15 protein-coding genes are annotated in these 12724 nt (G+C 66.1%); 5 read left to right on the top strand and 10 right to left on the bottom strand.

The genetic code is table 11. The features are described from left to right. Positions 1-1287: apolipoprotein N-acyltransferase (gene lnt / locus RMO30_RS03670; protein WP_309709652.1), on the top strand; the 1287-nt coding region annotated here is incomplete at its 5' end. Here lnt and RMO30_RS03665 read toward each other — a convergent pair. The 4 genes from RMO30_RS03665 to RMO30_RS03650 all read right to left on the bottom strand — a co-directional run bounded on the left by RMO30_RS03665 (position 1284) and on the right by RMO30_RS03650 (position 4063). After that, positions 1284-1664, bottom strand: a complete 381-nt coding sequence (locus tag RMO30_RS03665) for an RNA polymerase-binding protein RbpA (RefSeq protein WP_309709649.1) — start codon at positions 1662-1664, stop codon at positions 1284-1286. The two genes, lnt and RMO30_RS03665, sit on opposite strands and share 4 nt — an antisense overlap. 169 nt (positions 1665-1833) lie before the next feature. Further along, complete coding sequence (locus RMO30_RS03660; protein ID WP_309709646.1) at positions 1834-2601, bottom strand: glycerophosphodiester phosphodiesterase family protein; 768 nt, start codon at positions 2599-2601, stop codon at positions 1834-1836. 72 nt (positions 2602-2673) lie between these two features. Next, positions 2674-3588 (bottom strand): SPFH domain-containing protein, encoded by a 915-nt coding sequence (locus tag RMO30_RS03655; protein ID WP_309709644.1) that lies wholly within the window; start codon positions 3586-3588, stop codon positions 2674-2676. Positions 3589-3592: 4 nt separating this feature from the next. Further along, positions 3593-4063, bottom strand: a complete 471-nt coding sequence (locus tag RMO30_RS03650) for an NfeD family protein (protein ID WP_309709642.1) — start codon at positions 4061-4063, stop codon at positions 3593-3595. 42 nt (positions 4064-4105) lie between these two features. On the opposite strand from RMO30_RS03650, the gene RMO30_RS03645 reads away from it, so the two are divergent. Together RMO30_RS03645 and RMO30_RS03640 are read left to right on the top strand one after the other, a co-directional pair. Further along, positions 4106-4891 (top strand): SDR family oxidoreductase, encoded by a 786-nt coding sequence (locus RMO30_RS03645; RefSeq protein WP_309709654.1) that lies wholly within the window; start codon positions 4106-4108, stop codon positions 4889-4891. Positions 4892-4898: 7 nt separating this feature from the next. Continuing rightward, a complete protein-coding gene (locus tag RMO30_RS03640; protein WP_309709640.1) occupies positions 4899-5363 on the top strand; it encodes an NUDIX domain-containing protein in 465 nt (154 codons plus the stop codon). A gap of 51 nt (positions 5364-5414) precedes the next feature. Here the strand turns inward: RMO30_RS03640 and RMO30_RS03635 are convergent, their stop codons facing one another. From RMO30_RS03635 to RMO30_RS03615, 5 genes are read right to left on the bottom strand one after another with little or no spacing between them, the layout of a single operon-like run. Further along, complete coding sequence (locus tag RMO30_RS03635) at positions 5415-6656, bottom strand: ABC transporter substrate-binding protein (RefSeq protein WP_309709638.1); 1242 nt, start codon at positions 6654-6656, stop codon at positions 5415-5417. Continuing rightward, positions 6656-7768, bottom strand: a complete 1113-nt coding sequence (locus RMO30_RS03630; RefSeq protein WP_309709635.1) for a branched-chain amino acid ABC transporter permease — start codon at positions 7766-7768, stop codon at positions 6656-6658. The genes RMO30_RS03635 and RMO30_RS03630 overlap by 1 nt, the downstream gene beginning before the upstream one ends. Positions 7769-7782: 14 nt before the next feature. Continuing rightward, positions 7783-8664, bottom strand: a complete 882-nt coding sequence (locus tag RMO30_RS03625) for a branched-chain amino acid ABC transporter permease (RefSeq protein ID WP_309709632.1) — start codon at positions 8662-8664, stop codon at positions 7783-7785. Position 8665: 1 nt separating this feature from the next. Continuing rightward, on the bottom strand, positions 8666-9376 hold the full coding sequence (locus tag RMO30_RS03620) for an ABC transporter ATP-binding protein (protein ID WP_309709629.1): 711 nt from the start codon (positions 9374-9376) through the stop codon (positions 8666-8668). Further along, positions 9363-10151, bottom strand: coding sequence for an ABC transporter ATP-binding protein (locus tag RMO30_RS03615; protein ID WP_309709626.1), 789 nt, complete (start codon positions 10149-10151; stop codon positions 9363-9365). Before RMO30_RS03615 ends, RMO30_RS03620 begins: the two co-directional genes overlap by 14 nt. Positions 10152-10358: 207 nt before the next feature. Here RMO30_RS03615 and RMO30_RS03610 point away from each other — a divergent pair, with 207 nt between their 5' ends. Both RMO30_RS03610 and RMO30_RS03605 read left to right on the top strand, forming a co-directional pair. After that, positions 10359-11129: an IclR family transcriptional regulator gene (locus RMO30_RS03610; protein ID WP_309709623.1), complete on the top strand. Its 771-nt coding sequence runs from the start codon at positions 10359-10361 to the stop codon at positions 11127-11129. 86 nt (positions 11130-11215) lie between these two features. After that, positions 11216-11656 carry a hypothetical protein gene (locus RMO30_RS03605; protein ID WP_309709621.1) on the top strand — a complete coding sequence of 147 codons (441 nt, stop codon included), beginning with the start codon at positions 11216-11218 and terminating at the stop codon, positions 11654-11656. On the opposite strand, the gene RMO30_RS03600 is transcribed toward RMO30_RS03605, so the two are convergent. Continuing rightward, positions 11625-12338, bottom strand: a complete 714-nt coding sequence (locus RMO30_RS03600; protein WP_309709618.1) for a CPBP family intramembrane glutamic endopeptidase — start codon at positions 12336-12338, stop codon at positions 11625-11627. The two genes, RMO30_RS03605 and RMO30_RS03600, sit on opposite strands and share 32 nt — an antisense overlap. Between the last annotated feature and the right edge of the window lie 386 nt (positions 12339-12724).

Here is a 12724-nt window from a genome sequence, read left to right as displayed (position 1 = left end):
GCCTACCGCTGGGTCCCCCAGGTGTGGAGCGGGCCGGCCGGTCGTCTCCTGCTTCTTCCCGCCATCGTCGCCGGGCTCTGGACCGCGCGCGAAGCGATTGCCAGCGTGTGGCCGTACGGCGGCTTCTCGTGGGGGCGAGTGGCGTTCTCGCAGTCGGATAGTCCGCTCTCGCCGCTCTTCGCCTGGCTGGGCGTTTCGGGAGTGTCGTTCGCGATGGTGTTTCTCGTGGCGCTCGGCGTGGCCGCCGCGCAGGAGGCGATCCGGCATCCGCGTCAGGGCATCGCCTTCGGGGCGCTCGTGACGGTCGCCGCGCTGATGCTCGTCACGGTTCCGCCGTGGACCACGCTGCCGGGCACCGCCCCCGCGAGCGCCCCCACGTTCCGCGTCGGTGCGGTTCAAGGCGCCACCAAGGCCGGATATTTCGACCCGCCCGAGGCATTCGGCGACAACCTGATCGCTCAGGTGGCGGCCACCGAGCCGCTCTACGACGAAGACGTGGATGTCGTCGTCTGGCCGGAGGGTGCCTCCGACGCCAACCCGCTGCATTACGGCTGGGCGGCCGACCTATGGGACGAGGTGGCCGAGCGTGCGGGAGCACCGTTGATCGGCGGAACGATCACGACGCGGCAACTCGACAAGGTCGACGCGAACGGCGAGCCGATGCTCGAATACTTCAACACCGTCATGCTCTGGGAGGCGGGGGAGGGCTCACGCGAATCGCGCGTGCTCGACTATTACGACAAGAAGCACCCCGTGCCGTTCGGTGAATACGTGCCCGACCGCGCGTTCTGGCGCCAGTTCGCCCCCGACCTCATCGACCTCATCCAGCGCGAGTACACGCCGGGTACGACCGACTCCGTCTTCGACCTCGGTGATGGGGTGATCGTCGGGCACGCCATCTGCTTCGACATCGTCGATGACCAGTTGCTCACCGAGATCGTGGAGCAGGGCGGCCAGATCGTGTTCGCCGAGACGAACAACGCCGATTTCGGGCGCACTGACGAGAGCGTTCAGCAGCTCGCGATCGCACGCATCCGGGCCATCGAAACCGCACGCACCGTGGTGAACATCTCCACCGTTGGCACGAGCGCGATCGTGTTGCCCGACGGCACGATCGAGCAGCAACTGCCGTGGTACGAGCCGGGGGTCATGGTCGCCGACGTGCCGCTGCTGACAACCGTCACCCCCGCGGTGCTCGTCGGGCGTCAGCTCGAATGGCTCTCGGCGATCATCGGTCTCGCGGGCTTGCTGATCGCCGGAGTCGCGGCGCGGGCGCGTAAGCCCTAAGCCGACTTCTTGGAGTTCTTGAGAGCCTCTTCACCGCGGCGGGCGCGGAGCAGTTCGAGGCGTTCCTGCAACAGTTCCTCGAGCTCGGGGCGCGTGCGACGCTCGAGCAGCATGTCCCAGTGCGTGCGCGGAGCCTTCGTTTCAACGACCGCGGTCTCGACGAGCGAGCCGTCCTCGGCGACGAGGCGACCTTCCTGACCGCTCCGCGGGGACTCCCAGGTCTCGGGAATCTCGGCGTCAAAGGCGAACGTCACCTCGAACGTGGAACCGTCGACCGTGCGGTAGAGGCTCTTGCGGCGCGAGACGAACTCGACGCCCACTTCGCTCTGGAGGCTCTGCGATCCGAGTCGCATGCCCCGCAGGTTCCGTTCTGCCATCGTGTGGCCTTCTTCCTGTTCCCGGTGGCGGTTGTCTGGCGTGAGTTCTGTAGAACTACGCCCGTGACTGGTATAACGACAGGCTGGCGTCAGGCATGCCCGCGCACACCCGTTCCCAGTGCATTCACAGCCGTTGCCGGGTGGATGAGAAGCGGGTCGCGAGAAGCCCTCAGGAACGGGCGTCTGAACGCCGCGACAGCACCGCAATCGCGAGGTCGGATCGGTCGCTGACCAGGCCGTCGACACCCAGGTCGAGCAGACGATCCATCGCCACATCGTCGTTGATCGTCCAGGCGTGGACCTCGACGCCGGCCGCGTGAAAGGCGGCGATCGTACGCGCCGTCACCGTCGACATCCGCAGAATGGAGAGCGGGAGTTGCACGGCGTGCACGTCGCGGAGGATGCGACGTAACGTCGGCAGACCACCCGCGCTTCGAGCTGCGGTCACCGCGGCGACGGCACCGCGGGACGAAATCGATGTCGCGACACCCGGCAGCTGGCGCACCGCCGCGAGCCGACGCGCCGGACTGAACGATCCGATGAGCACCCGATCGGTGGCTCCCGCCGCGAGAATCGCCTTCACTGTCGGCACAACGGCGTTCTGCGCCTTGATGTCGATGTTGAACCGCGATTCGGGAAAGGCGTCGAGCGCTTCGGCGAGCGAACAGAACCCCTGGCCTTCGCCGAGCTGGATGCGGCGCAACTCATGTGACGTCAGCTGGCCGACCCGCACCTTCCGACCCGCAAGCCGGAAGAGGTCGGGGTCGTGGCTGATCATCGCCACGCCGTCGGCGGAGCCGTGCACGTCAGTCTCCAGGTGGGTCACGCCGATCGCGGTCGCTTTCGCGAACGCCAGGAGCGTGTTCTCCGGGGCGTCGAGCGCCAGCCCGCGATGGGCGAGCACCCTCGGGGGAGCGGGGGTGAAAAACTCACTCACGTTGCTCGTCCGTGGTTCCGCCGGCCGAGACGGCCGTCGGCGCTGGGGTCGCGGCTAAGGCCAGAAATGGCCTTAGCTCTTTGCTCCACCGCGCGCAGCCTCGAAGAAGCCCGGCGTGATGCCCTTGAGCGCCTCGGTTAGTTCGCTCGGGATGATCCACAGCTTGTTGGAGTCGCCGTCGGCGATCTTCGGCAGCGTCTGCAGGTACTGGTAAGCGAGCAGCTTGCTGTCGGGGTTACCGGCGTGGATGGCACCGAAGACCGTCGTAATGGCCTCGGCCTCACCCTGAGCACGCAGCACCGCGGCCTTGGCATCACCCTCGGCGCGAAGGATCTCGGACTGCCGCATACCCTCGGCTTCGAGAATCTGCGACTGCTTCGTGCCCTCAGCGGTGAGGATGACGGCGCGGCGGTCGCGCTCGGCGCGCATCTGCTTCTCCATCGAGTCCTGGATGCTCACCGGCGGGTCGATCGCCTTGAGCTCGACCCGTCCGACGCGGATGCCCCACTTGCCCGTCGACTCGTCGAGGACGACGCGCAGCTGGGTGTTGATGTTGTCGCGCGAGGTCAGGGCTTCTTCGAGGTTGAGCCCACCGACCACGTTGCGGAGCGTCGTCGTGGTGAGTTGCTCGACGGCACCCAGATAGTTCGCGATCTCGTAGGTTGCGGCGCGTGCGTCGTTCACCTGAAAGAACACGACGGTGTCGATCGAGACGACGAGGTTGTCTTCGGTAATGACCGGCTGCGGCGGGAACGAAACGACCTGCTCACGCATGTCGACCAGCGGGCGAAGTCGATCGATGAACGGTACGAGGATGTTCAGCCCCGGGTTGAGCGTCTTGTGATAGCGGCCGAGGCGCTCGACAATGCCGGCGTACGCCTGCGGAATGATGCGGATCGACCGCGCGATGATCGTGAACACAAAGATGATCACGATCGCCACGACGATCCACAGGATCACCGCGTTGAAGATTTCGGCGTCGCTCATGGGGTCAGTCCTTCTTTCCGGGCGCTGGGACGACCACAGCGGTCGCCCCCTCAATCGACGTGACGACAACGCGCTCTCCCTCGACGAGTTCGCCGTCCAGTTCATTCGCGAGTCGGGAGGTCCAGGTCTCGCCGTTGGCCAGTTTCACTTGTCCGCGCGAGTCGGCGAACTCCTTGACGACGGTTCCGGTGAGCCCGAGCAGCGCCTCGACGTTGCTCGGAGTCGGATCGCCGCCCTTGCGGAACGCGCGCAACAGCGGCGGACGGACGACGAAGAGAAGCAGGAGCGCAAGAACTCCGGCAATGACGATCTGGGCCCAGATGGGTGCCTGAAAGAAGCCGGCGACGAGGCCGCCCAAACTTCCGCCGGCGATCATCAGAAACGTGAAGTCGAGCGTGAAGACCTCGATGATCACAAAGACCAAAACGAGGGCGAGCCAGAGGACCCAACCCCACTCGACTAGGAGCTCCGACATGTCTCGAAACTAGCAGACCGACTAGTCTCAGTGACCGTGAGCATCGACCCCGTTCTGCCCGCCGGATCTCTTTCCGGGAAGCGCGCCCTCGTCACCGGATCGTCCCGAGGGATCGGCGCCGACACCGCCAAGTACCTCGCCGCCGCTGGCGCCAAGGTCGCGATCAACTACCGTAACAAGGAGGCGCGCGCCCTCAAGCTCGTCGCCGAGATCACGGATGCCGGGGGCGAAGCAATCGCGATCGGTGGCGACCTCACCGACCCCTCCTCGGTTGCCGCGATGTTCCAGACCGTCACCGCAGCCTGGGGTGGCCTCGACATCCTCGTGCTCAACGCCTCCGGCGGCATGGAAGGCGGGATGGCCGAGGACTACGCCCTCCAGCTCAACCGCGACGCGCAGGTGCGTGCGCTAGAAACCGCACTGCCGCTGCTCGGAGACGGCGCGCGCGTCGTGTTCGTCACCAGCCACCAGGCACACTTCATCCACAGCGTCCCGACCATGCCCGAGTACCAGAAGGTGGCCGAGAGCAAGCGAGCCGGCGAGGACGCCCTGCGGGAGCGCATCCCGAATCTGGATGCCGCCGGCGTCGGCTTCGTCGTCGTTTCGGGCGACATGATCGAGGGCACCATCACGGCGACCCTGCTCGACCGGGCTCGGCCCGGCGCGATCGACGCGCGCCGCGAAGACGCCGGGCGCCTGTACACGGTGAGCGAGTTCGCCGCCGAGGTCGCGCGCGCCGCGGTCGACCCGTTGCCCGAGGGTCGCATCCGCTACGTCGGCGACGTCAGCGGGTTCTTGGGCAAGCAGAGCCTTCACCCGCATCCCTGAGCCGGCCGTGCCCAATCTCCACGCGCATCGGCTCACGTCTCGGGTGCTGCTGTTCGACCGCGACGACCGCGTGCTGTTGTTCCTCACCGCGGCGCCCGACTCGTCGCGCCGGGCACGCTGGATCACGCCCGGCGGGGGAGTGGACCCCGGTGAAACGCATCTCGACGCAGCGTTGCGCGAGCTCGACGAGGAGACCGGGCTGCGTCTCGAAACCGTGACCGGGCCGGTGTGGTCGCACGACTTCGAGGTCGAGTGGGATTCGGCCGACCACGACACCGGGCACGCGGAGTTCTACACCGCCGTCGTCGAGGCCTTTGAGCCGTCCGACGAGAACTGGACGGACGACGAACGCGTCGACGTCACCGAGCACCGCTGGTGGACCCTGGCCGAGCTCCTCGCCGAAAGGCCACCATTCGAGCCACGCGAACTGATCGATCTCATCCGGCGGCAACTGCCGTCCTGTCAGGCGTGAGCAGCAGAACGCCCCGGGCCTCAGTGCCCGGGGCGTTCTGTCAGTGCCCGGTTACTGAACCGGGCCGTAACCCGTGCCGTTGAACTGCACCAGGTTCAAACCCTGGATTGCCGGCAGCGTCGGGTCCGTCGTGTTGACGGTGATGCCGTCGAGCAGCAGCGGCGCCTCGAAGTCCTCGATCGAGCGCAACGCCTCCATGAAGGAAGCACGCGTCGGTTCGGTCATTCCGAGGAACGCCTGCTCGAGGATCGCGCCCTCGGCGTAGCTCCAAGCGCAGTGCGGGGTGTAGGTCGGGGCGATCTCGACGCCGTATTCGGCGAACGCCTCGTTGTACGCGATGACATCCTCGTCTTCGGCGAAGGCCGGCGACGGCGGCACCTTCGACAGCGACGTGGAGTACACCGCCGGATAGGCCGCCCCGTTACCGGGAATGACTACCGTTGCAGGCGTTGAGGTGTTCGACGGGAGGAAGATCTCCGGGAGCCACCCCAGCGACTGCGCCTTGGTCAGCACGCCGACCTGGAGCGGAGTCACCGACACGGCGCTCAGGAGCGCGTCAGCGCCCGAAGCGGCGAGCTCGGTGACCTGCGCGTCGAGCGTCGGGTCGGTCGGCTCATAGCTCGCGGACGCGACGATCTCGACATCCGTGCCCTCGATGGCAGCCTCGAACCCGGCGACATAGTCGTCTCCGTAGTCGTCGTTCTGCGAGAGGATCGCGACGGTGACTTCACCGCGCTCGACGAGCAGCTCTCCGAAGGCGAAGCCCTCAGAGAAGTACGTCGGGAGCAGACCCATGGTCCAGGGGTTCGCCTCCTGGTCGGACGAGAACATCGTCGCGCCGGTGACCAGAAGCACCTGCGGGATCTCGTCCTCGTTGGCGATCGGCAGAATGGCTGCGTTGGTCGGGGTGCCGAGGGCACCCACGTACGCGAAGATCCCGTCGTCGACCAATTGACGGAAGTTCGACACGGCCTTCGACGGGTCGTACACGTCATCGAGGTAGGTGAGTTCGACGGTGCGGGTGTTTCCGTCGCCGAACTCGAAGCCGCCCTCAGCGTTGCCCGCTTCGAGATAGGTGTAGAGACCGGCGACCGAGCACGATCCCGGGCCGGCCGTTGGGCCGCTCAGCGGGCTGCTGATGCCCAAGCTCAGGGTGGTGTCGGTGATGCCCGGGCTGGCCTCGTCGGTGCCGGTGTCGCCGTCGTCACCGCGGGAGCATCCCGTGATGAGCAGGGCGGCGATGGCACCCGTGGCCACGACGCCGCTGATGCGGCTCGCGTTACGGAAGTTCATCATTGACCTTGCCTCTTTCTGTTGTTCTTCTCGGTGTTATTCATCTCAGTGGACTTCGGAGTGGTGGTGTCGGGCGCGAGCGCCCGATCCGAAGGGCTTAGGGGAGCCGCGGGCGGCCCGTCGGTTGACCCGCCGCGACGACCGAGCGAGCGCACAACCTGGGCGATCCGGCGGGGGAGCGAGACAACGCCGCCGGGTACCAGGAACAGCACGGCGAGCAGGATCGCGCCCGAGAAGAGCGCGGTCAGTGACGGGTCGATCTCGTTGGCGAGGTTGGGCACGAGCACGAAGTAGATTGCAGCGAAGATCGTGCCGAGGATGCTGGCCGAACCGCCGATGACCATCGCGGCGACCATGTTGATCGAGGTGTGGAACGACATGGTTTCGGGGGAGGTGTATTGCACGACGCCGAGATAGAGGAATCCGGCAACGCCACCGAACAGGCTTGCGATCGTGAACGCGAGCACCTTGTAGCGGTAGGGCGAGATTCCGATCGAGATGGCGACCGCCTCGTTCTCCTTCACGATGCGGAAGGCGCGCCCCATCCGTCCGCGGACGAGATTGCGGGCGAGCAGGAACATCAGCGCGGCAATGATGACGACGATGTAGTACCGCCACTGGTCGTTCTCGAGGAAGCCCTCGGCCCACTCCGGGGTACGCAGCCAGCTCACCGTCGTGCCTTGAGCTCCGCCGGTGAACTCGCGGAAGCGCTTCGCGAGAGGGATGCCGATGATCGGCAGCGCGATCGTCACCATCGCGAGGGCGAGCCCTCGCAGTCGGGCAGCGGCGAGAGCGACGACGAGGCCGACGACCGCCGGGACAACTGCGCACAGGATGAAGATGAGGGGGATGGGCCAGCCTTCGGTGACTCCGTAGGCGGCGATGTAGGCGCCGAGGCCGAGGAACGCGCTCTGACCGAGCGAGACCTGGCCGGTATAGCCCATCACGATGTTGAGCCCGAGGATCGCGACGGCGAAGACCGCCATGAGCGAGAGCTGGTAGTTGACGAATTTGCTCGAGATCAGCGGCATGACGATGAGCAGAGCGGCGATGGCTATGCCGATGCCGATGCGCACCCAGCGGTTCGTGGTGAGTTTCGTCGCAGTGTTCATGAGAGGCATGTTCATCAGACCCGCACCACGACCTTCCGCCCGAAGAGTCCCTGGGGTCTCACGATCAGAATGATGATCATCACCAGGAACGGCACGGCGATCTTGAGATCGTTGCCGATGATGTCGATGTACGCGCCAGCGAGGTTTTCCACTACTCCGATGAACCAGGCCGCGACGACCGCGCCGAGGGGCGAGTCGAGCCCGCCGAGGATCGCCGCCGCGAGGGCATAGACGAGGACGAAATCGAGCATTCCGGGGCTGACGAACAACTGTGGTGCGACGAGCACCCCGGCGATGACGCCGAGCACCGAGGCGAGGCCCCAGCCGACCATGAGCAGCCGACTCACCGGCAGGCCGGAGAGGGATGCCGACACCGGGTTGTCGGCGACGGCGCGCATCGCGAGACCGAGTTTCGTGCCGCGGAACAACAGTTGCAGCAGCACGACGACGATCGCGAGCACGATGATCGTGCCGATCGATCTGAGGCTGACGAACACGCCGCCGAGGTTGAACGTCTCCAGGCCGAAGAACGACGGGAACTGCCGTGGTTCGTAGCCGAAGAAGAAGGCGGAAATGCCACCGAGCAGCACGAACAGCCCGATCGTCACGACGACCGCAGTGTCGGGGTCGCCCCGCTCGAAGGGGCGAACGATCACGCGTTCGAGGACGGCTCCGAGCACAAAGGCGAATACGACCGCGCCGAGGATCGCGAGCGCTAGCGGGGCTCCCGCATTGACGAGGGCGTAAGCGACGAAGGTCGACAACACCGCCATCCCACCCTGCGCGAAGTTGATGAGACCGGTTGCCCGGTTGACCAGCACGATCGCGAGAGCGAGGGCGCCGTAGATCGATCCGGTGGCGAGACCCTCGATGACGAGCTGGATGAAGTACTCCACGTCAGCCTCCCAGGTACGCGCGACGTACCTCGTCGAGACCTAAGAGCTCGTCCCGGGATCCGGTGAGCGACATGCTGCCGATCTCGAGCACGATCGCGTGATCGACCACCGAGAACGCGAGCATCGCGTTCTGCTCGACCACAACCATCGCCACCCCTTGTTCGCTGCGCAGCCGCCGGATTGCCCGGTACACGTTCTGCGCTGTGCTGGGCGCGAGCCCGAGCGACGCCTCGTCCAGCAGGATCAGCCGTGGTTGGGCCATGATCGCGCGGGCGATCGCGAGCATCTGCTGTTCGCCGCCCGACAGCGCAGAAGCGTTCGACCCGATTCGCTCGCGGAGGTTGGGAAACAGGTCGAGGCACAACTCCAGGTCGGCCGCGACGCCCTGGCGATCTTTGCGCAAGTAGGCGCCGACCCGGAGGTTGTCGCGCACTGAAAGATCACCCAACGTCCCTCGACCCTCCGGCACGTGAGCAATCCCGAGCGATGCCACCCTGTCGGGCCGATACCCGGTGATGTCACGACCGTCGAAGGTGATCTTGCCGCCCGTCGCGATCATCCCGCTGATCGCGCGTAACGTCGTCGTCTTCCCGGCGCCGTTCGCACCCAGGATTCCGACCGCGTCGTTTTCGCCGACCCGGAACGAAATGCCGTGCAGCACCTGGGCGTGACCGTATGACGCTGTCACGTTCTCCAGCTCAAGCAGCGTCATCGTCGCTCATCTCCTTGCCGAGGTAGGCCTCAACGACCTGCGGATCGGACTGCGCTTCGGCGGCGGTGCCCTCCATCAACTTCGCGCCGTGGTCGAGCACGACGACTCGATCGGTCAACGCGGAGATGAGACCCATGTGGTGCTCGACGATGACGATCGTCACGTCGAAGTCGGTACGCATCGTGCGGACCGATGCGATGAAGCTCTCCACCTCGGCATGCGAAAGTCCCGCGGCCGGCTCATCGAGCAGCAGCAACCGCGGATGCGACATCATCGCCCGCACCAGTTCGACGCCCTTGTGCAGGCCGTGCGACAACTCGTCGGCCGTGATGTCGGCCGCCCACCCCAACCCGAATCGCTCGAGCAGGTCGCGGGCCTCGCTGCGCGCCTCCCGCTCACGCTTCATGGTCGGAGGGATTCGTAGGGCCCAACTCACCGGGCCGCCCGGGAGGTGGCTGTGCGCGCCGAGCAACACGTTTTCCAACACCGAGGCTTCGAGTCGAAGAGCTGGGTGTTGGAAGGTGCGAGCCAGACCCGCGACCTTCGCCAGCCGTGCCGGCGCGAGCGATAGCGTCTCCACGTCGTCGATTCGAATCGAACCCGATGAGGGCTTGTAGTGCCCGCTGATGCAGTTGAAGAGAGACGTCTTGCCAGCCCCGTTGGGCCCCACGAGGCCGAAGACAGCCCCGGGTTCAACCTCGAGGCTGACATCCTGGAGCACCGAGATGCCCCCGAAGTGCAGGGAGACATCCGTGAGCTTCAGCCGAGCGGCCATAGCCGTCCTCCGCTTCGTTGCAGAAAGTCGTTTTGGTGGCGGGGTGTGGCCACGCTAACCCGTCGCGCGCAAGCGGGCAACCGTTTTGTCGACAATTTCGTCAACGAAGGTGCTTCGGCCACGTTGCCTCCTGCTGTGTGAGGGAAAACCTAGGGGAGGGGTAGATTGTTGACAATTCGATTCCCAACTAGTGGAAGTTTGACCCGCATGGCTGTGCAAGAACGGATTCTCAGCATCCTCGGTGCCTTCACTGCCGACCGCCCCAGCCTGAGCCTGTCGGACATCGCCGAAGTCACCGAAATGCCTATCTCGACGGCGCATCGCTTGGTGGGCAACCTCGTCGCGTGGGGAGCCCTCGAGCGCGACGAGCGACGCCGGTACGTGATCGGCCTGCGGCTGTGGGAGATCGGGCTGCTCTCGCCGCGCGCCTATCGTCATCGCTCGCGCATCCTGCCACTTCTGGAGGAGCTGTTCGTCGCGACCCGTGAACATCTCGTGTTGACTGCACTCCTCGATGGGGAGGCCGTCATGGTCGAACAACTGCTCGGTCGCGGCGGCGCGCGGCTCGCGGCCGGCCTGGGGGAGCGGCTGCCGTTGCACGCGTCGTCACCGGGCCACATCTTCCTCGCGTTCGGGCCGCCCGAGCTGTGGGAAGTCATCGAGGCCGAGCCGCTGCACGCCTACACGTCGCACACCGTCACCAACCCCGACCAACTCCGTGCCATCGTGCGCGAGGTGCGGCGCACTTCGGTGGCGATCAGCGAGGGCGCGATCGTGTCGAGCACCGTGTCGATCTCGGCGCCGGTGTTCACCCAGCGAGGGGAGTTCTACGGCGCCGTCTCGTTGGTCGCGACGATCGGTACGGTCGACCCGAGAGCGCTGGCGCCCCTCGTGCTCAAGACGGCGCGGCTCATCAGCGCGGCACTCCTCCCGGTCAGCGAAGAGGCGCCATTCCGGCCGCTCCGGCGCGCGGATTGATCGAGCAGATCCGAAGAAGCGGGCCCGACCGGCCGTGCTTATCGTGGGAGAGTCGGGCGGATGCCCGGGCAACGAAGGGATTCAAGATGGCTGAGAAGAAGACGCCCGACGGGCTGAGCGCCGACGAGCGCGACGCGGTGAAAGAGCGCGCCGCCGAATTGCGCGCGCAATCCAAGGCTGCCGACAAGCGTGAGGCCGGCCTGAAGGACGTGCTCGCCGCGATCTCGAAGCTCGACGGCAGTGACCAGAAGCTCGCGACCCGACTCCACGAAATCGTGACTGAGGCGGGTCCCTCCCTCGTGCCCAAGACGTACTACGGGATGCCGGGCTGGGCCAACGACGAGGGCAAGATCGTCTGCTTCTTCCAACCGGCGTCGAAGTTCAAAGTGCGCTACGGCACGTTCGCATTCGAACAGCCCGCGAAACTCGACGAGGGCACGATGTGGCCGACGGCCTGGGCGCTTCTCGAGATGACTCCCGCACACGAGAAGGCCATCACGGCACTGGTGAAGACGGCGGTGAGCTGAGCTCATTCTGCGGTCGGCCGAGCTGCCGTCCGAGGATGACGAGACCGAGCGCGACGAAGCCAACGGCCGTCGCCGCAATCGCGAGATCAGCCAGTGGACGCAGGCTGAGGATCGCCGTGAAGTCGGCGGCCGCGTGCACGAGGATGAGCGGCGTCACCCACCGGTAGCGGTACTGGAACGCCACGAGGGCGAACCCCGTGCATGCCGAGACCACGATGTTGCCGGCAATGTCGACGGCGTCACGTCCCGTGGTTGCGAAGGCGGAGAGGTGCTGCAAGCCAAAGAGGGCCGCCGTCAGGACCACGGCGGAGAGGGGCCCGAACGCCGCACGCAGCCGCTCCAGCACGACCACCCGGCTCGTGAGTTCCTCGTTGATCCCGACCAGCAGCAGGGTCAATGCCCACAGGCCGTACCCCGGCGGACGGTTCTCAAGCCCGCCCGGAACCGCCCAGACGAGCACCTCCGCGATCAACACGAGCAGGACGATCGCCGCCCGAGGTCCGCGCCAGCCGACGAGGATTCCGGAGGTGCGCCACAAGCGGCGAACGGTGACCAACACGACGGCGTAGAGGACGCAGGCGACATTCGCGAAGAGGCCCATGTACCACCCGGAGATCCCGATCAGCGGCGCGACGGTGAGCGCCAACATGAGCACCGCAAATCGTCCGATGTGCACCGCCACAGCGAATCCGAAAGCACGAAGTCGAGACGATGGCACGCCGCGAGGCTATCTCGGACGCTGATCCTCCAGATGAACTCTGAATGAAACCCCACTCCGATAAGCAACATTATGTCAGTTCACTCTGGACGTCTACCGGTCATCGGGCACGCTTACCGGGTTACCAGTCGATGCGGCCTCTCCCTCGCGCCGCGAGAAAGTCGTTTGCCGCGGAGAATGGGCGGGCGTCGGCCACTTTAGGTAGGGTCGTCGTCGCCCATGCGACAGGGTGCGCCATGCGGACGACCAGGTGCCGCGAAGGCAACTCCGCCTCGGCCACGAGCTCCCCCGCCGGGCTTCCGAAGGCCAAGAACACCGTGGGACCCGACCTCGCGCCTACGGCTCGGAGC

Origin of the sequence: Pseudolysinimonas sp. (assembly GCF_031389465.1) — a bacterium.
GTDB lineage: Bacteria > Actinomycetota > Actinomycetes > Actinomycetales > Microbacteriaceae > Pseudolysinimonas_A.
This window is presented reverse-complemented; position numbering and strand designations above follow the sequence as displayed.